We start from the raw sequence: 24,790 nt of genomic DNA, 5'->3' as shown, positions 1-24,790 counted from the left end.
CGGCGCCCCCACCACTGCACGCCCGTCCCGAACCGCCGGTTGACGCCCTCGAACCTCCGGGCGTCACCGCACCGCCCCGAGCGGCCCGCGCGTGACGTCAGTTCCCGTCCGCGCGGTGGGCCATCAGCAGTTCGAGCCCGTCCAGGATCCGGCTCAGCCCGAACTCCAGGGCCTGGTCCCGCCCGCCGTGCGCCGCTGCCGAGGCCAGCGCCGCCCCGAGTGCGGGGAACCGTTCCCCGTGCTCGCGCATCACCTCGCCCAGCACCGCCGCGAGCTGGGCGTCCGGGCCGGCCGCCCCGGACCCGGGTCCCGCGCCTGCGGCCCGCTCTTGCTCGGCGATGCCGCGTACGTGTCCGGCGAGCAGCACCACCGCGTCCATCGCCTCGGCCCCGGTCAGTCCGCACCCGTCCAGCGCGGCGAGCGCCCGCTCCATCCACTCCAGCTCCCGCGGGCCCATGACCCGTACGCCGACGGTCGCTTCCACCAGCCACGGGTGGAGCCGAAGGCCCTCCAGCAGCCCCCGAGCCCACTCTTCGAGCCGCTGGCGCCACGGGCCGCCCGGCGACTGCGCCGCCGCGGGCAGCGCGCCCTCCACCATCAGCGCGACCAGTTCGGCCTTGCCCGGCACGTACCGGTACAGGGCCATCTTGGTAACGGCCAGCTCCGCGGCCACCCGCTGCATCGACGCGCCGCCCAGGCCCTCCGCGTCGGCGATCTCGATACCGGCCCGGGCGATCCCCTCCAGCGTGAGCCCCCGCTTCGGTCCGCGCGCGGGCCCGGCCGGCGGCGGCCCCCACAACAACCGCACGGCCGGGCCCCATTGATCGCTCGTCATCGCCCTCACCTTGCGCTCGCCCCAAAACTGCGTCTACCGTACACGGTATCGAATCAGTGTCCGACGGACACAGTTAATCCTCAGGCCAGGAGTCCTCCATGACCGCATCGTTCGCGCGGGCCGACCGCCCGCGCCCCGCCGCCCGCACCGTCCTCATCTCGGGCGCCGGCATCGCGGGCCCGGCCCTCGCCCACCGGCTCGCCCACCACGGCCTGCGGCCCACCGTCGTCGAGGTCGCCCCCGCCCTGCGCCCGGGCGGCCAGGCCGTCGACTTCCGTGGCGGGACCCAGCTCGACGTCCTGCGGCAGATGGGGATCTTCGACGCGCTCCACCGCGTCCGGACCGGCGGCAGCCCGATGACCTTCGTCGACGCCGGCGGCCGCACGCTCCTGCGCCTGCCCGCCGAGTTCGCGGGCGGCGACATCGAGGTCCTGCGCGGCGACCTCTCCCGGATCCTCTACGAGGCCTCGCTCGCCGCCGGCGCCGAGTACGCCTTCGGGGACTCCCTCACCTCCCTGACCGAAACGGCCACCGGCGTCGACGTCACCTTCCGCCACGCCCCGCCCCGCACCTTCGACCTCGTCATCGGCGCCGACGGCCTCCACTCCAACGTCCGGCGCCTCGCCTTCGGCCCGGATGCCGATCACGTCACCCACCTCGGCCACTACGCCGCCACCTGGAGCCTGCCCCACCACTCGGGCCTGGGCCTGGACCTGCGGCCGGGCGCCGGCTCCATCGGCCACAACACCCCCGGGCGCCTCGCCAGTGTCGCCGTGGACCACACCGACCCCGCCCGGGCCCGCGCGCTCTTCGTCTTCGCCTCCCCCGAGCTCGCGTACGACCGCCATGACCCCGAGGCCCACAAACGCCTCCTGCGCCGGGCGTTCGCGGGCCTGCCCTGGAAGGTGAACCGCCTCCTCGACTCCCTCGACACGGCCGACGACCTCTACTTCGACTCGATCAGCCGCGCCGACGCCCCCGCCTGGTCCGCCGGCCGGATCGCCCTCCTCGGTGACGCCGCCTGCGGCGCGACGATCGGCGGGATGGGCACCGGTACCGCGGTCCTGGGCGCGTACGTCCTGGCCGGCGAACTCTCCCGCTCGCCCGGGGACCATCGGGCCGCCTTCACCCGCTACGAATCCCTACTGCGCACCTACGCCCAGGACCGCCAGAAGGGCGGGGACCGCACGGGCCGCTTCCTCGCCCCCGCCTCGAAATGGGGCCTGCACCTGCGCAACACCATGCTCAGCAGACCCCGCATCCTCGCCTGGATGCTCAACGCGGCGAAGGACGCCACCGCACTCGCGCTCCCGGACTATCCGGAGCGACCGGTCAACTTCCCTTCGAGGCAAGCTGATTGACCTCCGAGCGGGCTCGCCACCGAAAAAGAATCACGCAAAGAACCACACAACTCCCCGAACCGCTCCCCGCCGCCGCAAGAAAGTACCTGCCGACTGGTTTCCATTCGCGCGGCCCGACTAGATTGACGGGACACCGCGGCGAACACCGCTCGGGCAGTGATCAAGGGGACGAGCAGAACGTGGCGAGGGCCAGACAGGGGCGGGCCGAGATCACCCGCCAAGCCATACTCAACGGCGCGGCGACCGCCTTCGACCTCAGCGGGTTCGAGGGCACCAGCCTCAGCGACGTCGTCAAGCACGCCGGAGTCACCAAGGGCGCCCTCTACTTCCACTTCCCGTCCAAGGAAGCCCTCGCCCGCACCCTGATGGACGAGCAGTTCCAGGTCTCCGAGCACGTCCCCGCCATCCAGAACCCGGGCCTGCAGACCGTCATCGACCTCACCCACCAGATGGCCCACGGCCTGCGCACCGACGTCCGCATCCGGGCCGGCATCCGTCTGGTCATCGAGTTCGGCTCCTTCTCCCACCCCGACCCGACCCCCTACGACGCCTGGATCGACACCTGCCGCAGCTGCCTGACCCCCGCTCAGCAGCGCGGTGACATACACCCGTCGCTCGACGTCCGGGACCTCTCGACCCTGCTGGTAGGAGCCTTCACCGGCATCCAGGTCACCTCGCACGTCCGCACCCGCCGCGAAGACCTCCACACGCGCGTCACCGACCTGTGGAAATTCCTCCTCCCCGCGATCGTCCCCCCGCAACACCTCACCCGCTTCCACCCCACGGGCACGCCGGAGGCGGCCCCGCCCGCCCCCACCCACTGACGCAGGACGGCCCCGCACACGCCGTGGCGATCCACGGGGGTGCTCGCCACGGCGTGCCCGAGACCGCCCTGCCCCGAACGAACGGAACCGAACCGGCCCTAGGGCCGGGAGCCCTTCAAGACGTACGCCTGCTTGGACGCACAGGTCCAGATCACCGGCAGGACCCGGTTCTGCGCGTCCAGCGCGGCTCCGCCGACCCGGTCGTCGTCGGTGACGGCGAACGCGGCGGTGAACAGGGACGGACCCAGCCCCGGCAGGACGCGCATCGGCCCCTTGCCGGTCCAGTACTGCGCCCGGGCCGGCGGGCTGTCCGGCGGGGGCGGCGACGGGTACCTGAACTCGGCCAGGCCGACCGCGACTCCGGTGTTCGGGCTGATCGCGTCAAACGTTCCGCCGATCGCTCCGGGCGCCCAAGGTGCGTACACCGCAGGGCCGTCGGGTCGGTTCCACACCACGGCGTACTCCGCGCTGTCGGGCCCGCTGCCCCGCCGCGCGTAGCCGACGATCCGGCCCGAGTCGTCGATCCCCCGGGTGACGTGCTGGTCCCCCGTGTCGTCGAAGGGCGCCAGCACCACGGGCGTCGAGTCCGGGTACGCGGGCCAGTAGAGCCCCGGGACGGCTTGGAACTGGCGGCCGGGGCGCCGTTCCAGCTCCCAGGCGTTGCCCGATACCTGCCCGGCGTTGTTGAGGCCGGACATCTGGGAGAGCATGTAACCGGCGGGCCGGGGCAGTTCGCGGCGCGGCCTGCCGTGCGACCACTCCACGCCGATGATCCGGTTCTGGGCGGCGTCCCAGAGGCTGCCGATGATGACGCCGCGGTCGTTGACCCCGCTCGCCTCGTCCCCGCCGGGCAGTACGGTGATGGCGGCGTCGCCGTGCCGGTAGCTGAACGCCAGGCTGCCGTCGCGGGTGGTCACCTGCCCGACCATGAGGCCGGACCGGTTGACGTCCTTGACCCGGCCCGTGCTGGAGCCCTCGGGCACCGGGACCGCGTACACCTGTTCCCCGATCCAGTACACCGGCTTCATGCCGGACATGCCGACCGCCAGGCGCGAGTGCCCCGGTGCGATGGCCGAGACCTGGGTGTGGCGCACCCAGGGGCTCGGATGCGGATCGTCGGTGGCGGGCAGCTTCTGCAGGACCTGGATGGACGGCGTGCAGGATGCGGCCGTTGACCCCGCGGCCGCCTGCGCGGGAGCCGTCATGCCGAGGGCGGCGAGGAAACTGCCCGCCACGGCGAAGCCCGTACGCCTCGTACGTCCTGGGCCCCTCGTGTTCCTGGTGCGTCGCGTTCTCGTCGCCATGGATCCCCCCGGATCACGTCACGTGGAAAGCCGAACCGCAGGGAGACATCCTTGCCCCGCCGGACCGGGATGAACAGCGACGATCCGGACAAGCGGCACGTCACTTCCGGACCTGCCCACGCGATCCGGAGCCGCCGGGCCCGGCTCAGGCGCCGGCCGGGGCGAGGGAGTCGACGTCCTCCATGAAGCTCAGCATCCGCGCGTTGACCAGGTCGGGGTGGTCGATCTGCGGTCCGTGGCCGGTCGCGGCGACGATCTCGGCGCGAGCGCCGGGTATCAGGCGCGGTACGCGTTCCAGCTGGCGCTTGGGGTGGACGAGCAGGCTGCGCTTGCCCAGGACGAGGTAGAGGGGGGTGCGGATGGAGCGCAGCGCGTCCTCGGCCAGCGGCAGGGGCGCCGGGCGCCGGATCCGGAAGGCCCGGGCACCCAGCTGGACCCACTTGCGCAGCTCGGGCACGACGATGACCGGCTGCTCAAGCCAGGCGGCGAGGCGCGGGCGCAGCGCCTTGGGCGCGAAGCTGGCGAAGAGGCTGACGAAGACCCAGGCGAAGAAGCGCAGGCCCACCTTCTCCAGGCCGCCCGGGTCGAGGAGCGTGACGGAGGCGAGTCGACCGCTCCGGCGGTGCGCCTGGTTGAGCACGAGCCAGCCCCCGTAGGAGGAGCCGACGAGGTGTACGCGGTCGAGGCCCAGTCCCTCCAGCGCCTCGTCGAGCCACTGGGCCGCGCGCTCGGGCTGCCACATGGGTTCGCGGTGGATGCTGCGGCCGGCGTCACCGGGGGTGTCGAGCGCGTAGACGGGGCGTTCGGCGCTGAGCGCGGGGGTGTTGGGGTACCACATGGCCGAGGAGTAGCCGGCGCCGTGGATCAGAACGACCGGAGTACGGGACTCCGCGGCCGGGTCGTCGGGGCCGTAGCGGTAGACGTGCGTGGTGCCGAAGCTGGTCTCGACTTCCGTCTCGTAGCGGGCGGGTGCACCCATCGCGTAGAGCGCGTCGCCCGCGGCGAAGTACCGGTCGCGCAGCTCGTCGCTCACGTAGCGGCCGACGTCGCGGCGCGGACGGGTTCGGGTGGGGTTCTCAGGCACGGGGCACCTCCGGTTCTTCGAAGATCCATTCTTCGTAATACGAACGTACCATAAAGATGGTACAGCGGTACCATGAAAGGGTCCGGGCGGTCCGGACCGCGAACGCGAGCGCACACGGACGGGCGGAGACAGGACATGCCGAAGCGCGTGGACCACGAGGAACGGCGGGCCCAGATCGCCGAGGCGCTCATCCGGGTGGCCGGGCGGCGCGGACTGCACGCCGTCGGCATGCGCGACGTCGCAGCAGAGGCGGGGGTGTCGCTGCGACTCGTGCAGTACTACTTCGAGACCAAGGAGAAGCTGCTCTTCTACGGACTCCAGCACCTCACGGACCGCTTCACCGCACGCGTGGGCGAGCGCCTGCGCGCCGTCGGCCCGAACCCGGGCCCCCGCGCGACCATCGAGGCACTGCTCCTGGCCTCCCTCCCCACCGACGAGGAGGGCCGCACCTTCCACCTCCTCTACAGCTCGTACTCGATCCTGTCCGTGACCGACGAGGCGCTCGCCGCCCAGCCGTTCATCGACAACCCCGACGCCGCGGAGAACGCCGTCGCCGGCCTGCTCCGGCAGGCTCAGGAGAGCGGCGCAGCCGACCCGGGCGTCGACGCGCGCACGGAGGCGATCAGCCTGCTCGCCATGACGGCGACCATGGGCACCAGCATCCTGGTGGGCCAACGGGGGCCCGAGTCGGCCGTCGCGGTGCTCCACCACCACCTCGACCGGATCTTCACCACCACCTGACCCCGACCGGCCGCGGCCCGCCCCGGCGAGTTCCAGGACTGTTCACCCCTACGTGACCCGCGCCTTCCCGGAGCCGCCGGACACGGCCGGTCGAATGGTGGACCGAGAGGTCTGGACCATTGAAGTCGCGCCAAACCGTGGCGCATTGACTCCGGTGCCACACTCTCGCAACAACTGGTCTATACCTTTGGTATTAGGATGGGCCACCTGAAACGGGTACATGCACGGCCGTGGGGGGCTTTATGACCTTTCATCATCTTCCGCAACCACCATCCGACGAAGAACTCTTCTGGTATTTCGGTCCGCAGCGCCGCTGGGTCCTCGTGAGTACCTCGCTCGCCTTCGTGTTCACGGCGGCGACCATGTTCACCTTCGCCCTGCGGACACCGGCCCTATGGGCGTTCCTCGCCGTCCTCGGGCTCAACCTCGTCGCCCTCGCCCTGTCCAGCGTCAACAGCCTGCGCCAGCGCCGGCTCACCCGGCAGTCGCACGAGGTGCTCGTCCACGCCTGGCAGCCCGCGAGCCTGCCGGACGTCGATCTGTACCTGCCCACCTGCGGCGAGCCGCTCGACGTCCTGGGCAACGCCTACCGCGCGGTTGCGGCCGTCGACTGGCCCGGCGCGCTGACCGTCTGGGTCCTGGACGACGCCGACCGGCCCGAAGTCGCTGCGCTGGCCGCCTCGTACGGCTACGAGTACGTCGTACGGCCCGACCGGGGGCACCTGAAGAAGGCCGGCAACCTCAACCACGCGCTCACCCTGAGCAGCGCCGAGTTCATCGCGATCCTGGACGCGGACTTCGCCCCGCGGCCGGACTTCCTGCGCCACCTCGTGCCCTACCTGGCCGACCCGGCCGTCGGCATCGTGCAGAGCCCGCAGTGCTTCGACACCGACGAGAACATGGGGTGGATCCAGCGGGCCGCCGGCTCCGCGCAGGAGTGGTTCTTCCGCTGGATCCAGCCGTCCCGGGACGCGAGCGACGCCGCCATCTGCTGCGGCAGCAACGCCGTGTACCGGCGCAGCGCGATCGACCTGGCCGGCGGCTTCGCCCGGCTCGACCACAGCGAGGACCTGTACACCGGGCTCGCCCTGCACGAGCAGGGGTTCCGCACCCTGTACGTACCGGTGCTGGTCGCCAAGGGCACCTCGCCCGACCGGGTCACTTCCTTCGTCAACCAGCAGTACCGGTGGGCGATGGGCAACCTCCACCTGCTCGGCACGCCCGTGCTGCGGCGGATGGGCGCGCCCTGGCGGATGCGGCTGTGCTTCTACGAGGGCATCGTCGGCTATCTGACCACCGCCGTGAACACCTTCGCTGCGCCGTTGCCGCCGCTGGTGATGATGTTCTGGTTCCCGGACCAGATCCGGCCCTGGCACGTACTGCCCCTGCTCGCCCCGCTGTGGCTGTGGCACGTGTTGCTGCCGCGGATCAGCCGTACCCGCTGGCGGGTGGAGGTCATCCGGGCGAACGTCCTGACCAGCGTGGCCGCCGCGACCGCGTTCGTGCACACGCTGCGGGGGCGGACCGCCGCCTGGGTGCCCACCGGCGCGCGGAGTACGGGAGCTCCGGGCGGGATGGCCCGCCGGGTGGTGACCGTCTCGCTCGTCTGGCTCGTCCTCTCCAACGGCGCCGCGGCCATCGGCCTCGCGCTGGCCGTGGCCCGGGGCGGCTGGGAGCCCAACTGGGGGCTGCTCCTCTACCTCCTGGTGCAGTGCCAGATCAACGTCCCGCTGATCCGGGACCTGGTGGCCGAGCTGTACCCGGAGGCGGGGCCGGTGCGCGCCCGGGTGCGTGCCGCGCTGCGCCCGCGCGGCGGCGTGCTGCCGCGCCGCTGGCCCGAGACCGTCGCCGCTTCCGCGGTCCTCCTCCTGACCGGACTGCTGGCTTCGGGGTGGGTCGACCCGATGCTCCCCTGGCTGAGTTGAAAGGCACCGTCCGCATGTCCTTCCTCGTGACACCCGGCCGGCGCAGGCCCCGCGGGAGCGTCGCTCCCGGGGCCGCAGAGATGCCGTCCGGATCCCGCTCGGGCAACGAGTCCGGGCCGAGCCCGCACCGGTCCGCCTTCCGGCCCGACATCGAGGGTCTGCGCGCGGTCGCCGTCCTCGCGGTGCTGGCCTTCCATGCCGGCATTCCCGGGGCGACCGGTGGCTTCGTCGGCGTGGACGTCTTCTTCGTCATCTCCGGCTACCTCATCACCGGCCTGCTGGTCCGGGAGGCGATCACCACCGGCCGGATCCACCTCGGTGACTTCTTCTCCCGGCGGGCCCGTCGGCTGCTGCCCTCCGCCGCCGTGGTGCTCGCCGTGGTGGCCGTCGCCGGCGCCTGGTTGACCGTACCGCTGCGCCGCACCGACATGGAGCACGACGTCGTCGCGGCGGCCCTGTCCTTCGCCAACTGGCGGTTCGTGGCGCAGCAGACCGACTACCTCGCCGCCGGGCACGACCAGAGCCCGCTGCTGCACTTCTGGTCCCTCGCCGTCGAGGAACAGTTCTACCTGTTCTGGGCCCCGCTGCTGGCGGTGCTGGTGCTGAGCGCGGCCCGGGCGGTCCGCCGGGGCCGGGCGGTCCGGCTCCTCGTGGTGCTGGCCGCCGCCCCGCTCACCCTGGCCTCGTTCGCGCTGGCGGTGTTCTGGACCGAGCACTCCGTATCGCTCGCGTACCTCGGAACTGCCTCGCGGGTCTGGCAGTTCGGTGTCGGGGCGCTGCTCGCCCTGCTGCCCTGGCACCTGATGCGCGGTCCGCGCCCGTTGCGGCTGCTGTGCGGCTGGGCCGGGGCCGCGGCGATCGGCTGGTGCGTCGTGTCGTACGACGCCGGGACCCCGTACCCGGGCTACGCGGCGCTCGTACCGACCCTGGCCACCGCCGCCGTGATCCTCGCCGCGATACCCGGCCGGGGCGAACGGCACGCGCAAGGGCCGTGGGACGTGGGGCGGCTGCTGGCGGGACGGGCGCCCCGGGCCGTCGGGCGGCTCTCCTACACCCTGTACCTGTGGCACTGGCCGGTGCTGGTCCTCGCCGAGGCCAGGCTCGGCACGCTCGGCTGGGCCGCGAAGACCGCGCTGACACTGGCGGCCGTACTGCCCGCCCTCGCCACCATGCGCTGGGTGGAGCAGCCGCTGCGCCGCAGCCGCACGGTCTCCGAACTCCCCCGCCGCGGACTGTCGGTGGGCGTGTCGGCGATCGTGCTGCCGGTGGCCCTCGCGCTGGTGGTGGGTACGACGACCCTGCGCGTGCTGGGTCCGGCCGGCCCGGTCGACACCCGGGGGTTGCCCCCGGGCGCCGCCTCGGGCCCCACCCTGCTCGCCCGCACGGCCGGTGCGCCGCTCGCCGACGGACCGGTGGTGCCCAGTCCCGCCCAGGCACGGGGGGACTTCCCGCCGGACGGGGCCTGCGAGGTCGCCCCGGCCGAGACGCGCAGCCCCGACTGCCTGTTCGGCGCGGTGGACAGCCCGGACCGGATCGTGCTGCTCGGGGACTCGCACGCGGGGCAGTGGTTCTCCCCGATGCTCGCGCTGGCCGCCGAACGGGGCTGGGCGCTGCAGGAGTTGGTGAAGCAGGGGTGCCCGCTGCCGGAACTGACGGTGGACAGCCCGCAGCTCGGGCGTGCCTACCGGGAGTGCGACACCTGGCGGGCGGACTCCCTGGAGCGGCTGCGGCAGCAGCCCAAGCCGCGCCTGATCGTGATCTCTTCGCTCAACCGGTACACCGCCGACGCAGAGCTGCTGGCCGAGGCCTGGGAGAAGACGCTGACGCCGCTCCGGGCCCTGGGGGCGCCGATCGTCTACGTCGAGGACACGCCCGTACCCGGCCGGGACATCCCGGCGTGTGTGTCCGGCAGTCCGGGATCGCCGGCCGACTGCGCGTTCAGCCGCGCGGACGCCCAGCTGCCGGATCCGCTGGCGCAGCGGATCGCGTCCGGAGCCCTGCCCGGCGTACGGAGCGTCGGCGTGAACCAGGTCCTGTGCCCGGGCGACGGGCCGACCTGCCCGGCCGTGCTCGACCGGATCCTGCTCTACCGGGACGACGCCCACCTAACCAACGCGGCGGCCGTGGTCCTGACCGACCGGCTGGAACGGCTGCTCGCGGAGGCCGGGTTGCTGCCCGCAACGGGTGGAGCGACACCGGGGACGGCGCCGGGAGCGGACGGGTGGACGCGGCTGCTGCGCGACGACTTCGACGGCCCGGCGGGTACCCCTCCGTCCGCCGCCGACTGGATCCACGACATCGGCACCTGCTACCCGGGCTGCCCCGCGCCGCAATGGGGCACCGGCGAGATCGAGACCATGACCGACTCGACCGACAACGTCCGCCTCGACGGGAAGGGCGCGCTGGAGATCGTGCCCACCCGCAAGGACGGGCGGTGGAGTTCGGGGCGGATCGAGACGCGGCGCTCCGACTTCGCGCCCCCGCCCGGCGGGGTCCTGCGGATCGAGGCGTCGATCGCCCTGCCGGACGTGACCGGGGAGAAGGCGGCGGGATACTGGCCGGCCTTCTGGACCCTGGGGGCGCCGCTGCGCGACGGGTACACGGGGTGGCCGGGCGTCGGGGAGCTCGACGTCATGGAGTCCGTGAACGGGCGGGACACCGTCTTCGCCACGATGCACTGCGGTGTCCTGGAAGGGGGTCCGTGCCGGGAGCCCGCCGGCCTGACCTCCGGTCCGCAGCCGTGCGCCGGCTGCCGTACGGCGTTCCATTCGTACGCCGTCGAGGTCGACCTCGCGCCCGGCGCGCAGGAGGTGCGCTGGTACCTGGACGGGCGCGCGCACCACCGGGTGACCGCCGACCGGATGGACCCCGCGACGTGGCAGGCGGCCGTGGACCACGGACTGTTCCTGATCCTCAACGTGGCGATCGGTGGCAACCTGCCGCTCGCCGACGGCGCGAGCGCAGGTCCGGCCACCGAGCCGGGCCGTGCGATGCGGGTGGACCACGTCACCGTCTCCACCCGGGAGCGGACCGCGTAGACGCGTCGGGGTACAGACCTGTGGAGGGGGGAGCGCCTCGCTCCGGTCCGGTTGACGGTCCGTGAGCGGGGCGCGCTCCACGGGAGACCCGGAGCACGCCCGGCGCCTGCGCGGCACAGGTCGGATGTGGGATCAGAACGCGAAGACGGAGTTCCCGCCCAGGGTCGCGGACATCACGCAGGTGTTGGAGAAGGTGTGCTTCCAGGCGACACGGCTGCCCTTCCACACGCCGTCGGCGGTGACGGTGACCGGGGCGTAGTGCATCGGGCAGGCGCGGTCCGGGTTCGGTGAAGCCAGCAGACGGTCCAGCGCTCCGCCGGTGGAGTTGAGGGCGGCGCAGGCGGCCTGCGGGTCCGGGTGGGTGCCCTGCGCGGTCGGGGCGCAGCTGAGGGTGGAGGCCCGGAGGATGGTGGAGGTGGCTACGTCGTCGCCCTGCGCGACGGTGAACACCAGGGCGGACGGGGCGTACAGGCTGGAGGGCTGGGCGGCTGCCATGCCAGTGGTGCCGACCAGACAAAGGAGCGTGGCGGCGGAGGCAGCTGCGATGCGGTGGCGCACGACAAAACTCTCTTTCGATTCAAAGGTTGAACGCGATATTTGGTTTCGATATCGCGCCGTTGCGGGTTCAGACTGTCTGACGTGAAGCCAAGTCGCACATCCACCACCGATTTACGGACATGGCGTCCGCATATCGGCAAGCGAATGGCCGTTCGGGCTGCTCACGGGCATCCCGTCCACTCCACCACCACACCCCGACCCCGGTCACGCCGCCCGCGACGTGCGGCCCCACCCCTCTCCGACCTGCTGCCGGCCGCGCACGGTTCACCCGACGGCCACTCAGCTTGACCGAATGTGCACGCTCGAACACCCAGAGCGTCGCAGTCCGGCGAACCAACTCGACGACATCTCGGAAAAGTTAGGTAAGCCTTGCCTAAAAATGCCTTACGATGCCGGCATGAAGAAGATCATCCGCGTGCTGACGGCGGTGGCGACCGGCCTGGTCCTCGCCGCGCCCGGCACACTCGTCACGCCGGCCGCGGCCGCGTCCGCCCCGGCCGGCGTCTCCAGACTCGAACTCCCGCGCCCCACCGGCGGCTTCGCCGTGGGACGCGACACCCTCCACCTGGTGGACCGGGAGCGCAAGGACCCCTGGGTTCCCACGGCCGATCGGGAATTACTCCTGTCGCTCTACTACCCGGCGCTCGCGAACACCGGAAGTCCGGCTCCCTACATGAGCGCTCCCGAGGCCAAGGCACTGCTGACCGACCGGGGGCAACTGGGTGAGTACGTCACCCCCGAACGCGTCGCGGCCACCCGCACGAACGCGCGGACGGACGCGCTGCCCCGGCCCGCCGCGAACCGCTACCCCCTGATCGTGCTCTCCCCCGGCTTCACCATGCCCCGTTCCTCGCTGACCACCCTGGCGGAGGAGCTCGCCAGTCGCGGGTACGTCGTCGCGGCGGTGGACCACGCCTACGAGTCGGACGGCACCGTCTTCCCCGGCGGCCGGATACTCACCTGCAAGGCGTGCGAGCAGGTGTTCCCCGACGGGTCGCTGCACCGGGTCTCCGACGGCCGGGCCCGTGACGTCCCGTTCGTCCTGGACCGGTTGACCGGCCCGCACCCGGCGTGGCGGTACTCCTGGCTGATCGACCCCCGGCACATCGGCATGGCCGGGCATTCGATCGGCGGTGCGGCCGCATCGGCCACCATGGCCGTCGACCCGCGCGTGGACGCCGGGGTCAACATGGACGGCACCTTCTTCACGCCCGTACCCCAGACCGGGCTCGGCGGGCGCCCCTTCCTGATGCTCGCCGGTGACCCCGCCCTGCTGTCGCCCGACTTCCCCGACACCTCCTGGGAGGACACCTGGCCCCGGCTGAACGGCTGGAAGCGCTGGCTGACCGTCACGGGGGCGGGACATCCCGGTTTCACCGACTGGCCCGTACTGGGTGACCAGGTCGGGTACCCGCACCCGGAGACACCGCTGTCGGGCACCCGCTCCCAGCAGATCACCCGGGCGTACGTCGGCGACTTCTTCGACCTGCACCTGCGCGGGAAGCCGGCGCCGCGCCTGGACGGTCCGACGGCGGCCGACCCTGAAGTCGTGTTCCACCGCAGCTGACGCCCTGTGCGGGGGCGCCCGCCCGCCCCGGCGGGCGCCCCCGCACCCGCACCGTTCTGAGTCGAACCGTCCAACCGTACAACCGAGTTGAACCGAGTTGAACCGAGTCGAACCGAGGAGTCCACGCGCATGTCGAACACCTCCGAGGGCGGCGGCGCCGCCCATGCCTGAGCGGGGTGGCCATGACCCTGCTGACCCCCCTCTACGGCCGTGCCCACGCGGCCGAGCTCCTCCCGGGCACGGCGTTCCGCGACCCGGCCGCCGCCTCCGTACTGGCCTCGACCGGATACCGCGCGCCCGAGGTCCTGACCGACCGGAGCAATGCGCTCGGCTCCGTCCACCGGGCCATCGTCTTCGACGAGTTGACCGCCGCCTTCTGTCGGGAACACCCCGACGCGGTGGTCGTCTCGGTGGGCATCGGTCTCGACACCCGCGCCGAGCGGCTCGCGGGCGCCTTGCCGGCCTCCGTCACCTGGCTCGGCGTCGACGTGCCCGAGGTCGTGCGGTTGCGGGCGGAACTGCTGCCCGGGGACCACTCCCGCGTGTTCGCCGCCTCGGTCACCGAGCCCGGCTGGGCGGATCAGCTGCTGCCCCTCGTCGGGGAGCGGCGCAACGTACTGGTCCTGGCCGAGGGCGTCCTGATGTACCTGGACCCGGCCGGCCTGAAGGCCTTCCTGACCTCCTGCCGGTCCGCCTTCCCCGCCGCCGAGCTGGTGGCGGACTTCTTCCACCCGAAGGTCGCGCTCAGCGGCCGGCATCCCATCGTCAAGGCGACGGGGGCGCAGTTCCGCTCCGGCGCCCGGGGCGGCCGCGGGCTCGCCGCCGTGGCACCCGGCTGGGAGTGGATCGGTGACCACCGGGTGATGGAACGCATCAGCATCGGCCACCGTGCGGCCGCGGGCCTCTTCCGTCTGCTGGCGCTCGGCGCCCCGGCCTACTCCGCGGCCCGGCTGCGCGCCACGAGCTAGTGCCGTCTCAGGCAACGTTTGCCCTGTCGACGACGGCGCGTAGGCGTCGGTCGTCGGCGTGGCGGTTTCGCCAGATGATGTAGCGGCGGTTCATGCTGCCCTGTTCTTTGTGGTCGGCGTGGTCTGTGCCGTCGAGGGTGAAGTAGCGCAAGGCCGTGAACTGGGCCTCGATGCGGTTGAGCCAGGAGCTGTTGGTCGGGGTGTAGGCGATCTCGACGTTGTTCGCCGTAGCCCAGGTGCCGACCCGCTGACCCCTCTTCGTGGTCAAGTGCGGGGAGAAGTTGTCACTGACGATCGCGATCCGGACCTCTCGCGGGTAGAGCGTCCGCAGGTAGCGGCAGAACTCCAGGAACTGTGTCCGCTTCTTGACCGGCTTGATGTGGCCGTAGAGCTTGTCCTTGGCCAGGTCCAGGGCGGCGTACAGATGCCGCACTCCGCCGTAGCGGTTGTAGGTCGCCCGGCGCCGTCTGCGGGGCTCACGGTCGGAATCCTTGTGCTTGCCTCCGCGTTCGGCCCACTGCCGGCCCGGGTGCGGCATCAGATGGAGAGGTCCGAACTCGTTCATGCAGAAGATGACTTCGGGCTCGCTGTCCTCTGGTATGACTTCGCCGTCGGCGATCGCATAGAGGTGCTCGACGCGGGCCTTCTTGGCCGCTTAGTCCGGGTCGCGGGAGGTCTTCCAGGTCTTCAGGCGTTGAAAGGAGACGCCTTCCTCGCGGAGCAGGATGCGCAGGCCTTCGTGGCTGATGTCGTCGACCACCCCCTCGGAGACCAGGAAGTCCGCCAGTTTGGTCAGGCTCCAGGTCGAAAACGGCAGGTCATGCTCGGTCGGCTTGGACTTGGCGATCTTCTTGATCTCGCGGCGTTCAGGCAGTGTGAACGTCTTCGGTCGGCCGCCCTTGTACTTCGGATACAGCGAGTCGAAGCCGTCCGTGTTGAAGTTGTGGATCACGCCTCTGACACGATCGTCACTGGTGAACGACACCTCGGCGATCCTCGCCACCGGCATGCCCTGCGCGGACAGCAGCACCATCTGGGCCCGCCGCCAGGTCACCACCGACCCGGTGCCCCTGCGGATGATCCGCAGCAGTCGCCGCCCCTCGTCATCGCCGCAGCGACCAGCCTCACCACAGGTGCAGGAAACTCCGGATGTCGTCAAAGCCGTCCAGAGCCCGCCCGTCCACATCCGAGGCATCCGCCTCGGCCCGCACCGTCAGCGACTCCGCCAGCGCAAGGGCCTCATTGCTCAGACGCCCGAAGCGCCGAGCCGTATGCCCCAGGCACAGGCCCGCCAGCCCGAGCAGAGGACTGCCCGGCACAGCCCGCGTTCCGACCTCCATGCACCAGTGCTCGATGAACTCCCGATCGTCGTCGTTCAACGCGCTCCCGACCAGAACGCTCGCCGCCTCGCCCTCTGCCGAGCGGTCACGCAGGGCCCGCTCCAACACCTCAACCACCACCTCGTGAGGCAGCGCGGGAGGGTTCTCAAAGCTCAGATGAGAGTGCATCCCGCGAGACTACGTGCCCCATGTGATCCGCACGCGACCGGCAAGACCGAGGCAAACGTTGCCTGATGTGGCACTAGCGCTCAGGAAGGGTCTTCGTAGCGGGCGGCGAGGGCGGCGGCACGCTCGCGCAGGGCGGTGCGCAACGACTGCGGGGCCAGGGCTTCCGCGTCCGTGCCGAGCTGCCACACGGCCCATTCGGCGTGTCGTGGATCCTGGAAGGTCAGCTCCAGCCGCAGCCGGCCGTCCGGGTCGGGTTCTTCGGCGCGCACGGTCAGCGCGGTGTCCAGCAGGTCCTCCCGCCGCGCCGCGTTCACCCGTACCAGCACGGTGATGTGGTCGTCGCTCAGGAACCGCGCGGCGCGTTCCCGCCAGATCCGGTCCAGATCGACCCGGTTGGGGCGCTGGGCGGTTTCGGGGAGTTCCTCGGCGGCCAGGACCCGCGACAGCCGGTAGGTACGGTCCGCGCCGGATCGCGTGGCCAGCAGGTAGGCCCGGTCGCGTACGGTGACCAGGCCGATCGGGTCCACCGTGCGCCACTGCGGGGGCTGGCCGGCGGCCGCGTAGTGGATGCGCAGCTTGTGTCCGGCGAGCACCGCGCGCCGTACCTCGATCATGGTGGCGCCGGGCACCTCCTCCGCGACCCGTCTGCGTGAGAGCAGGTCGGTCTCGGGCTCGACGAGAAGGCGGCGGGCCGCGTCGCTGGCGGTGGCCTGGTGGCTTTCGGGCAGCGCGTCGACCACCTTGCGCAGGGCCGAAGCGAGCGCCGAGCCGAGGCCGAACGCCTGCTCGCCGCGCCCCGGTCCGGCGGCCAGCAGGGCCAGGGCCTCGTCGTGGTTCAGTCCGGTGAGTTCGGTCCGGAAACCGGGCAACAACTCGAATCCGCCGTGCCGACCGCGTTCGGCGTAGACCGGGACGCCGGCTGCCGACAGTGCCTCGATGTCGCGCAACACGGTGCGGGTGGATACCTGCAGCTCGCGGGCCAGCGTGTCCGCGGTCAACCGACCGCGCCGGCGCAGGAGCAGCACCAGGGAGACCAATCGGTCGGCGCGCATGCGGGAACCGTAACGGAATACCTGACCAAGGGTGTCGTGATTTCTTGGAAGGGTCGTCCACACGACGTCGAGGACCGGTTGCTGCCGAGCCGGTGGGCGTACGTACTCCCGATGGATCGAATGGAGCTGACGTGGCGATGGAACGAACGGCGATCAACCCGGTGACCTGGTCGGTGGAGCTGGGGTTCAACCAGGGCGAGGTGGTCTCCGGGCACGCGCGGACCCTGTACGTCTCAGGGCAGACGGCGATGGGCGACGACGGCACGCCCCGGCACGAAGGTGACATGGCGGCGCAGTTGGCGCTGAGCATCGACAACCTGGAGGCCGTGCTCGGTGAAGCCGGCATGTCCCTCGCGAACCTCGTGCGGCTCAACGTGTACACGACCGACGTCGACCGGCTCTTCCCGCACTACGGCGGGCTGGCGGCCCGGTTGGGAGCCGCCGGCGTGGCGCCGACCACCACGATGCTCGGGGTGACCCGACTGGCCGTCCCCGGCCAGCTGGTCGAGCTCGAAGGGACCGCCGTCGCCTGATCCGACCGGCGCGGGGGCGTGCGCCGCGGCTCAGCCCCTGCGGTGGCCGGACGGCGGGAGCGGGGACCGCACGCCGAACCACTGCTCGGCGCCGTAGTCCTCGAACCCCTCCACCTCGGTGAAACCCAGCTTCGCCGCGAGGCGCATCGAGCCGTCGTTGGCGCTCTGGGTGCAGAGGACCAACGGCTCGCGCGGATGGGCGTCGGCGAACCAGTCGAGTGCCGCCGCACACGCCTCGGTGGCGTACCCGTGTCCCCACGCCTCCGGGAGGAACATGTAGCCGAGTTCGGTCTCCCCGGCCTCGGGGCGGACGTGCCCCGAACGCTCCGCGGCGCGCCGATCAAGTGTGATCATGCCGATCATCGCTCCGTCGACGGCGACCACGAAGAGGCCGGGGGCGTCGCCCGGGTACTTCCGGGAACGCCCCGGCAGCCACCGTCGGCGAGCGTCTCCGCTGCGGCGATCCGCGCCGCGACCTTTGGCCGGTTTCAGCCTCTTATCAGGCGAGATAGACGATCCGCGCACCGTCGACCGTCGCCTACGGCACACTGTTCGGCCATGAGTGATGCACCTACCGGTCGACGGGGTCGGTTCAATGTTCAACCACCTTACTGCCTGGCCGAGTTGGGGCGGGGCCTACGCGTCCCGGGAATCCCACGACTACGGTCGCACATCTCCCCTTGCACTTCACTATTAGGTTAGGCTTACCTAAGACTGGGGGTGTGGGGATGCAGGACAAAGCGCGCGACCAAGCGCAGCAGGACGAGTGGGCCGATGAAGTACTGGCGTGGATGAGCTCCCAGGAGGAGATGGACCGGGCACTGCGCGACGCACTGCGTCGCACGCCCAGTCAGCGGGAGGAAACGATCGCCCGAATGGCGGACGCCCTCCGCGGGGCGGCACAGGGACTGACCATCCCCGGATGCGCGGCGGCGGCCGGCGTCCCCGAGCGCATCCTGCGCGAGTGGCTGGAGATCGACGCCAGCTTCACCACGGCGCTCCGCGCCGCGCACGCACTGGCCGAGGCGCACGGGCTGAACCCGGGGGCGACGCCCACCCCGGCCGCGTTACAGCTGATGCTGAACGCGATCCGCAAAGGGGCCGCCTGGCCGGCCGCGGCGACCCTCGTGGGCATCTCCGTGCGCGGGTTCAACCGCCTGCGCGCCGAGGCGCCGCCGGTGGGCGCCCTGATCGCGGCGGCCCAGCGGGCACGCTCGATGCAGGCCGGCGCGGGTCGGCGGCACAGACCCCCCAAAGCAGCGAGCCGGCGGGTCGGGTACCGGATCGTGCAGCTCGACGACCCCCTCCTGTCCCCGGACAGCCAATCGGACGCCGCCTCGGGCGGATTGGGCGACCGTGCGACGCGACGGGACTGAACACCCGATCGCACGAGGAACGAATTCGGAGGGCCCCGCCCACCCTCCCCACGACAAATTTAGGTTAGGCTAAGCTAACTAGACGATGGGGGTCGGGGTGTCCTCCACCCCCGTCGAGCTCCGCGCGCCCGTTCACCACCGACGCTCCGCGCAGCGCCGGTGACAAGGAGATCCAGCCGTGGGCCCTGTGACCATCGACCCCTACCCCATGCCCACCCCGGACCTCGTGCCGCACTCCGTGGCACCTTGGTCCGTCGACCCCGACCGGGCCGCCCTGTTGATACACAACATGCAGAACCATCTGCTGCGGCCCTTCCCCCGCGATCACTCACCCCTCGTGGACCTGATCGGCAACATCACCGACCTGCGCAGGTCCGCACGGCGGCTCGGCCTCCCGGTCGTCTTCAGCACCGTACCGGCGGGCGAGCGCCCCGAACAGCGGGGTCTCGCGGCCGAGATGGAGACCGAACCGGTGGCCGACCCCGACGCGGCCATCATCGAGGAGCTGACCCCGCACCGGGGAGAGCACGTGATCACCAACGTGCGGCACAACGCCTTCCTGCGCAGCCACTTGGAGCGCATCCTGCGCACCACGGGCCGGGACCAGCTGATCCTGTGCGACGTGTTCGCGCACGCCGGCGTGCTGCTCACCGCCGCGGACGCGTTCATGAACGACATCCAGCCGTTCGTCGTCGCCGACGCGGTCGCGGACACCTCCGCGGAGGAACACGCGCTGGCCCTGCGCTGGACGGCCGCACGGGGCGCCGTCGTACACACCACCACGACCCTCATCGACGAACTGGAAGCTTGAATGACGACCGCACACCCCACCCCATGAGCGGACGGGCGGCGCCACGGGCGCGCACACTCATCGAGGCCCTGCCGTGGCTGGAGCGGTTCCAAGGACGCACCGTCGTGGTCAAGTTCGGCGGCAACGCCATGGTGAACGAGGAGCTGAAGGCGGCCTTCGCCCAGGACGTGGTCTCCCTGCGCTACGCGGGGCTCCGGCCGGTCGTCGTGCACGGCGGCGGCCCCCAGATCAGCGCGATGCTCGAACAGCTCTCGCTGGAGGTCCGGTTCGCGGCGGGGCTACGGGTGACGACCCCCGCCGTGATGGAAGTCGTCCGCATGGTGCTGGCCGGGCAGGTCCAACGGGACATCGTCGGGCTGATCAACCGTCACGGAGCCTTTGCCGTGGGGATGACCGGCGAGGACGCCCGCACCCTGTCCGCCGTGCGGCGGCCGGCCGTGGTGGACGGCGTCGAGGTGGACATCGGCCTGGTGGGCGACATCGTGCACGTCGACCCCGACACCGTACGGGGGCTCCTGGAGCGGGGGCGCATCCCCGTGATCTCCCCCATCGCCCGGGGAGCCCACGACGACGACGTCTACAACATCAACGCGGACCTCGCGGCCGCCGCCCTCGCCGAGGCCCTGGACGCCGAGAAGCTGGTGATGCTCACCGACGTCGCGGGCCTCTATGCGGACTGGCCGCACAGCACGGAGATCATCGACCGGCTCACGGCCGGCGAGCTGGCGGAACTGCTGCCCTCGATGGCGGGCGGCATGGTGCCCAAGATGGAGGGCTGCCTGCGTGCGGTGCGCTCCGGGGTACGGATGGCGCACGTACTGGACGGCAGAGTTCCGCACGCCCTGGTCCTGGAGGTCTTCGCCGACGAGCACACCGGCACCACGGTCGTGCCCGACGCGCCTCGGGACGGTTGGCCGCACGGTTCGACGCACGGTTCGACGCGCGGCGCACCGCACAGGGAGCACCGCCCCCACTGAACCGGGAGGAGGTCGACCTGCCCGGCCCCCTCCCGCCCCACCCCGGAGCCACTGCGGCTCCGGGGCCCTCTGCGTGCCCAAATCCGCCGGCAGCAAACCGGGTTGGTGCGGATCGAGAGAGCCCCGGGTCCAACTTGACAGCTTCCGGCCCGTCAGAGATGTTAGGCCAGCCTTACCTAACCAAATAGGGTAGGACCGAGGAAGGATGGGCATGTCCGCACCGCACGCGAGCTCCACACCCGGGGACGCTCTCCCGGACATCAGGGACCTGGTGGGCATCGGCTTCGGGCCGGCCAACCTGGCCCTGGCGATAGCGATCCGGGAGCACAACGGCCGATGCGCCCCCGGCGAGGCGATCCGGTCCTCGTTCATCGAGCGCCAGGACGACTTCGGATGGCACCGGGGCATGCTCCTCGAAGGGGCCACCATGCAGGTCTCCTTCCTGAAGGACCTGGTGACGATGCGCAATCCGGGAAGCTCCTTCAGCTTCCTGCACTACCTGCAGGACCGGGACCGGCTGGCCGACTTCATCAACCAGAAGTCCTTCTTCCCCACCCGCCTCGAATTCCACGACTACTTCCGGTGGTGCGCCGCCTCCTTCGGCGGGCTGGTCGACTACGCCACCGAGGCCGTGGAGGTACGCCCGGCAGGTCCGGACGGCGCCGCAGACCTGCTGGACGTCATCACCCGGCCCACGGCCGGCGCCGGGACGCCGCGCACCACCCGCACCCGCAACCTCGTGCTCGGGACCGGGCTGCGCCCCCGCGTCCCGGACGGGATCAGCACCGGCCCGCACGTCTGGCACAACCGCGACCTGCTGCACCGCGCACCGCTACTGACGGTCCGTCCCCACCGCCGGTTCGTCGTCGTCGGCGCCGGACAGTCCGCCGCCGAGACCGCCGACCACCTGCACCGCACGTTCCCGGACGCCGAGGTGTGCGCCGTGTTCACCCGGTACGGGTACAGCCCGGCCGACGACAGCCCGTTCGCCAACCGGATCTTCGACCCGGCCGCCGTCGACGAGTTCTTCAGCGCCCCGGAGGAGGTCAAGCAGCAGCTCATCGGCTACCACGCCAACACCAACTACGCGGTGGTGGACGGCGAACTGATCGAGCAGCTGTACCGGACCGTCTACCAGGAGAAGGTCGCCGGCACCGAACGGCTGCGCATACTGAACGCGACCGCCCTGACCGCCGTGGAGGAACTCCCCGACGGGGCGCGGGCCGTGGTGCGCTCCCTCACCACGGGAGAGACCCTCGCCCTCGACTGCGACGCGGTGGTGCTGGCCACCGGCTACCGGCCCACCGAGCCGGCCGAGCTGCTCGGCGACCTGGCCGGGGAGTGCCTCACGGACGGACAGGGCAGGCTGCGCGTGGGACGCGACCACCGGGTGGAGACCACCGACCGCGTCCGCGCCGGCATCTACGTCCAGGGCGCCGCCGCCGAGCACTCCCACGGCATCACCGCCTCGCTGCTGTCCACGCTGGCCGTGCGCTCGGGCGAGATCTGCGACTCCCTGCTGCTGCGCGTCGCCGAGCGCGAGGTGCGGGCCGCACGGGCGACCAGGGCGGCGGCCGTCGCCGACGGCGTCCCCGCCCACCGGGGCTGAGCGGCCGTGCCGCGCACCGATCCCCCGGCTGCCGGGCCGGCCGGACTCACGGCGGCGCAGGCGCACGTCCTGGCGGCGCAGAACGCGGATCCCTCGTACGCCGGCCACAACGTGGGCCAGTACATCGAGCTCGTGGGCCCGCTCGACACGTCGGCGCTCGACGAGGCCGTGCTGCGCACCCTCGACGAGGCCCCCTGGCTCCGCTCGCACCTGATGACCCGGAGCGGCCTGCCGCGCCTGGACACCTCCGCGGCGGCCGACCCGGTGGGTGCCGCCGTCGACCTGGTACGGGGCCAGCTGGCCTGTCCACCCCGGCCCGAGTTGCTCACCGCCCCGTCGGGCACCGGCCTCGCGCCCGACCTCACCGGGACCCTGCTCGTCACGGTCGGCCCCGAACACCACCTGCTGGTGCAGTACTTCCACCTGCTGGCGGTCGACGGGTACGGGGTGGCGCTGCTGAGCCGGCGGATCGCCGAGGTCTACACGGCCCTGGTGCAGGGCCGCCCGCCCGGCCCGACTCCCTTCGCACCGGTCTCCGTACTGACCGACGCGGACCGCGCCTACACCGGCTCGGCGGCGCAGGCCGCGGACCGGCGGTACTGGACGGGGCGGTACGCCGACCGCCCCGCCCCCGCGTCCCCCGCCGGACGGGCGGCACCGGCCCAGGACACCGCGCGGCGCCACACCGTCCACCTCGACGCGGCGGACGGCGCGGCCGTACGGGCCGTCGCCCGTTCCGCGCGCGTCACCTGGGCCGAGGTCGTGCTCGCCGCGACCGCGGTGCGGGTGACCGCGCAGGTCGGCGCGCGCGAGGCGGTCCTCGCCGTGTACGCGGCGGCACGGACCGCCCCGGGGACGCTACGGGTGCCCGCGACGGCCGTGAACGTCCTGCCGGTGCGGCTGCCCGTCCGAGGGGCGGACACCTTCCGGTCACTGCTGGGCACGGCGGCCGGCGAGCTGGCCCTGCTCCGCCGGCACCAGCGGCTGCGCGGCGAGGAACTGGCGCGCGAGGTGTGGCCGGAGTACGGGGGCGGCCGCGTCCCCGGGCCGCTGGTCAACCTGCGGCCGTTCGAGACGGAGCTGGCCTTCGCCGCGATCCGCGGCCGGGTCGTCAGCCTCGCCTCGGGGCCGGTGGACGACCTGTCGGTGTCCGCCGCGGCGAACCCCGACGGGCGGCTGCGCCTGGACTTCGACGCGAACCCGGCACTCTACGAGGAGGCCGAACCGGCCCGGTTCGCCCGTCTGTTCACCGAGGACCTCGCAGCCCTCTGCCGCGCCCCCGACGTACCGGTCGCCTCCCTGTTGGCCTCGCCCGTCCACCCCTGATCCATCCCATCCCCGAAACGACCGTCCCGGTCATCATCCAAAGGAGAGACACCATGGCCACCAACCCGTTCGAGGACGACGACGCCCGCTACTTCGTGCTCGTGAACGCCGAGAACCAGCACTCGCTCTGGCCCGCCTTCGCGGAGGTTCCCGCGGGCTGGACCGTCGTGCACGGCGAGGACAGCCGAGAGGGCTGCGCCGCGTACACGGAGACGCACTGGACCGACATGCGGCCCGCCAGCCTGGTCGCCAGGAGCTGATCCCCGGGGCCGCCCGGCCCCGTAGACCCGTGGGCGGGGCCGGACCGGAGCACGTCCTCCGGTCCGGCCCCGCGCGCGTGCGGGCCGTAGGAGGCGCCTTGTCGATGAGGCCGGATCGGCGAGCCCGGCCTCATCGTCACGACACCCCCATGGGGGTCACAGCCTCCTGGAGAGCACCTCCGAGCCGCGTGCGGGGTCCAGCGCCCCGGCCCAGGCGGCGGGCGCCCGCCCCGGGCCGGCCGGCACGAAGCCGTGCCGCCGGAAGAAGGCTGCACCACTCGTGGTCGCCGTGAAGACCTCCCGCACGAGGCGGCTCCGGGCGTCGGCGAGCGCGGCGCGCAGCAGCGCGGCACCCAGCCCCTGGCCCTGGTTCCCCCGGGCGACGCAGAAGTTGTAGAGCACGGCGGCGCCCTCCCCCTCGTCGCTCAGGGCGAGGCAGCCCAGGACCGAGGTGCGACCGCGACCGGTCGCGAGGAGGAACTCCCCGGCGTGCGCCAGGTAGTGGTCGATGCTGCGGGGCCGCAGGGCGCCGGAGCGGATGAAGGCCAGTGAGAGGGCGTGCAGGGCGGGAGCGTCGTGCAGACGCGCGCGCCGGACCAGCGGCGGGAGGCCGTCCGTGACGTACAGCGGGGGACGGGGGGTGGCGGCAGTAATCACGAACTTAGGTTAGCCTTCCCTAAATTGAGCCACAATTCCGCCTCTCGACCCAACGCATCACACCCAGAGGCCAGTTCATCAAAGCGGCGGCCGCCTCTTCGTCACACCCGGCTTGACGTGCACCTTTGCATTTAGTTAGGTAAGCCTTACCTAATGGAACGCTGACGTGCTGCCGTCGCCCGCCCTTCCGCCGATCCCGAGGAAAGAGTCCCGCCATGTCCGCTTCCCCGCCCTTCACGCTCGACCGACTGGTCCGCGACGTCGCCGACGTGCTCTACACGGAGCCCGCCGACGTCTCCCTGGAAGAGGACCTGCTGGACCAGGGACTCGACTCCATCCGCCTGATGTCACTCGTCGAGAAATGGCGGGCCGAAGGCGCCCGCATCAGCTTCGTGGACCTCGCCGAACGGCCGACGCTGCGCCGGTGGGCCGAGTTGCTCACCGCAGCGCCCTGACCCCACCCTCCCCCGCACCTG

The 24,790-nt window shown here is 71.9% G+C and carries 22 protein-coding genes and 2 pseudogenes; 15 read left to right on the top strand and 9 right to left on the bottom strand.

Annotation, left to right across the window (positions count from 1 at the left end; all coding sequences use genetic code 11):
* Positions 1-97: 97 nt before the first annotated feature.
* The gene (locus tag OG207_RS40800) at positions 98-835 is read right to left on the bottom strand and encodes a TetR/AcrR family transcriptional regulator (RefSeq protein WP_329106316.1); all 738 of its coding nucleotides are present in this window, start codon (positions 833-835) and stop codon (positions 98-100) included.
* Between the two features lie 98 nt (positions 836-933).
* On the opposite strand from OG207_RS40800, the gene OG207_RS40795 reads away from it, so the two are divergent.
* Positions 934-2,196, top strand: coding sequence for an FAD-dependent monooxygenase (locus tag OG207_RS40795; RefSeq protein WP_329106314.1), 1,263 nt, complete (start codon positions 934-936; stop codon positions 2,194-2,196).
* Between the two features lie 179 nt (positions 2,197-2,375).
* Positions 2,376-3,020, top strand: coding sequence for a ScbR family autoregulator-binding transcription factor (locus OG207_RS40790; RefSeq protein ID WP_329106312.1), 645 nt, complete (start codon positions 2,376-2,378; stop codon positions 3,018-3,020).
* A 98-nt stretch (positions 3,021-3,118) separates the two neighbouring features.
* Here the strand turns inward: OG207_RS40790 and OG207_RS40785 are convergent, their stop codons facing one another.
* Entirely contained in the window at positions 3,119-4,255 is a 1,137-nt protein-coding gene (locus tag OG207_RS40785; RefSeq protein ID WP_329106310.1) for a hypothetical protein, read from the bottom strand.
* 214 nt (positions 4,256-4,469) lie between these two features.
* Positions 4,470-5,408 carry an alpha/beta fold hydrolase gene (locus OG207_RS40780; protein WP_329106308.1) on the bottom strand — a complete coding sequence of 313 codons (939 nt, stop codon included), beginning with the start codon at positions 5,406-5,408 and terminating at the stop codon, positions 4,470-4,472.
* A gap of 135 nt (positions 5,409-5,543) precedes the next feature.
* Between OG207_RS40780 and OG207_RS40775 the strand changes: the two genes are divergently transcribed.
* The 3 genes from OG207_RS40775 (at position 5,544) to OG207_RS40765 (ending at position 11,112) form a co-directional block, all read left to right on the top strand.
* The gene (locus tag OG207_RS40775) at positions 5,544-6,149 is read left to right on the top strand and encodes a TetR/AcrR family transcriptional regulator (RefSeq protein ID WP_329106307.1); all 606 of its coding nucleotides are present in this window, start codon (positions 5,544-5,546) and stop codon (positions 6,147-6,149) included.
* 242 nt (positions 6,150-6,391) lie between these two features.
* Complete coding sequence (locus OG207_RS40770; protein ID WP_329106305.1) at positions 6,392-8,074, top strand: glycosyltransferase family 2 protein; 1,683 nt, start codon at positions 6,392-6,394, stop codon at positions 8,072-8,074.
* Between the two features lie 14 nt (positions 8,075-8,088).
* Positions 8,089-11,112: an acyltransferase family protein gene (locus OG207_RS40765; protein WP_329106303.1), complete on the top strand. Its 3,024-nt coding sequence runs from the start codon at positions 8,089-8,091 to the stop codon at positions 11,110-11,112.
* Between the two features lie 132 nt (positions 11,113-11,244).
* Here OG207_RS40765 and OG207_RS40760 read toward each other — a convergent pair whose 3' ends face one another.
* Positions 11,245-11,670 carry a subtilase-type protease inhibitor gene (locus OG207_RS40760; RefSeq protein WP_329106301.1) on the bottom strand — a complete coding sequence of 142 codons (426 nt, stop codon included), beginning with the start codon at positions 11,668-11,670 and terminating at the stop codon, positions 11,245-11,247.
* 397 nt (positions 11,671-12,067) lie between these two features.
* Here OG207_RS40760 and OG207_RS40755 point away from each other — a divergent pair, with 397 nt between their 5' ends.
* Together OG207_RS40755 and OG207_RS40750 are read left to right on the top strand one after the other, a co-directional pair.
* Positions 12,068-13,237 carry an alpha/beta hydrolase family protein gene (locus OG207_RS40755; protein WP_329106298.1) on the top strand — a complete coding sequence of 390 codons (1,170 nt, stop codon included), beginning with the start codon at positions 12,068-12,070 and terminating at the stop codon, positions 13,235-13,237.
* Between the two features lie 182 nt (positions 13,238-13,419).
* A complete protein-coding gene (locus OG207_RS40750) occupies positions 13,420-14,205 on the top strand; it encodes a class I SAM-dependent methyltransferase (RefSeq protein WP_329106296.1) in 786 nt (261 codons plus the stop codon).
* Between the two features lie 7 nt (positions 14,206-14,212).
* Here OG207_RS40750 and OG207_RS40745 read toward each other — a convergent pair.
* From OG207_RS40745 to OG207_RS40735, 3 genes and pseudogenes are all read right to left on the bottom strand, one after another.
* Positions 14,213-15,364, bottom strand: a pseudogene (locus OG207_RS40745) (IS630 family transposase).
* On the bottom strand, positions 15,330-15,713 hold the full coding sequence (locus tag OG207_RS40740; protein WP_329106294.1) for a hypothetical protein: 384 nt from the start codon (positions 15,711-15,713) through the stop codon (positions 15,330-15,332). Before OG207_RS40740 ends, OG207_RS40745 begins: the two are co-directional and overlap by 35 nt.
* A gap of 80 nt (positions 15,714-15,793) precedes the next feature.
* The gene (locus OG207_RS40735) at positions 15,794-16,765 is read right to left on the bottom strand and encodes a helix-turn-helix transcriptional regulator (RefSeq protein ID WP_329106292.1); all 972 of its coding nucleotides are present in this window, start codon (positions 16,763-16,765) and stop codon (positions 15,794-15,796) included.
* Positions 16,766-16,902: 137 nt separating this feature from the next.
* Here OG207_RS40735 and OG207_RS40730 point away from each other — a divergent pair, with 137 nt between their 5' ends.
* Positions 16,903-17,298: a RidA family protein gene (locus tag OG207_RS40730; RefSeq protein ID WP_329108240.1), complete on the top strand. Its 396-nt coding sequence runs from the start codon at positions 16,903-16,905 to the stop codon at positions 17,296-17,298.
* Positions 17,299-17,328: 30 nt separating this feature from the next.
* Here OG207_RS40730 and OG207_RS40725 read toward each other — a convergent pair.
* A pseudogene (locus OG207_RS40725) lies at positions 17,329-17,722 on the bottom strand (GNAT family N-acetyltransferase); the annotation flags it as partial.
* Positions 17,723-18,026: 304 nt separating this feature from the next.
* On the opposite strand from OG207_RS40725, the gene OG207_RS40720 reads away from it, so the two are divergent.
* The 6 genes from OG207_RS40720 to OG207_RS40695 all read left to right on the top strand — a co-directional run bounded on the left by OG207_RS40720 (position 18,027) and on the right by OG207_RS40695 (position 23,657).
* Positions 18,027-18,674 (top strand): hypothetical protein, encoded by a 648-nt coding sequence (locus tag OG207_RS40720; RefSeq protein ID WP_329106289.1) that lies wholly within the window; start codon positions 18,027-18,029, stop codon positions 18,672-18,674.
* Positions 18,675-18,852: 178 nt separating this feature from the next.
* Positions 18,853-19,485, top strand: a complete 633-nt coding sequence (locus tag OG207_RS40715; protein WP_329106287.1) for an isochorismatase family protein — start codon at positions 18,853-18,855, stop codon at positions 19,483-19,485.
* A gap of 23 nt (positions 19,486-19,508) precedes the next feature.
* Positions 19,509-20,462 (top strand): acetylglutamate kinase, encoded by a 954-nt coding sequence (argB, locus tag OG207_RS40710; RefSeq protein ID WP_329106286.1) that lies wholly within the window; start codon positions 19,509-19,511, stop codon positions 20,460-20,462.
* 211 nt (positions 20,463-20,673) lie between these two features.
* On the top strand, positions 20,674-22,071 hold the full coding sequence (locus tag OG207_RS40705; protein ID WP_329106284.1) for a lysine N(6)-hydroxylase/L-ornithine N(5)-oxygenase family protein: 1,398 nt from the start codon (positions 20,674-20,676) through the stop codon (positions 22,069-22,071).
* 6 nt (positions 22,072-22,077) lie between these two features.
* Positions 22,078-23,397 (top strand): condensation domain-containing protein, encoded by a 1,320-nt coding sequence (locus OG207_RS40700; RefSeq protein ID WP_329106282.1) that lies wholly within the window; start codon positions 22,078-22,080, stop codon positions 23,395-23,397.
* Between the two features lie 53 nt (positions 23,398-23,450).
* Positions 23,451-23,657, top strand: a complete 207-nt coding sequence (locus OG207_RS40695) for an MbtH family protein (protein WP_030386649.1) — start codon at positions 23,451-23,453, stop codon at positions 23,655-23,657.
* Between the two features lie 156 nt (positions 23,658-23,813).
* Here OG207_RS40695 and OG207_RS40690 read toward each other — a convergent pair whose 3' ends face one another.
* A complete protein-coding gene (locus OG207_RS40690; protein ID WP_329106278.1) occupies positions 23,814-24,314 on the bottom strand; it encodes a GNAT family N-acetyltransferase in 501 nt (166 codons plus the stop codon).
* Positions 24,315-24,529: 215 nt separating this feature from the next.
* Between OG207_RS40690 and OG207_RS40685 the strand changes: the two genes are divergently transcribed.
* Positions 24,530-24,769 (top strand): phosphopantetheine-binding protein, encoded by a 240-nt coding sequence (locus tag OG207_RS40685; protein WP_329106276.1) that lies wholly within the window; start codon positions 24,530-24,532, stop codon positions 24,767-24,769.
* The last annotated feature ends 21 nt before the right edge of the window (positions 24,770-24,790 follow it).

The sequence above is a fragment of the Streptomyces sp. NBC_01439 genome, from assembly GCF_036227605.1.
In the GTDB taxonomy this organism is placed as follows: domain Bacteria; phylum Actinomycetota; class Actinomycetes; order Streptomycetales; family Streptomycetaceae; genus Streptomyces.
This window is presented reverse-complemented; position numbering and strand designations above follow the sequence as displayed.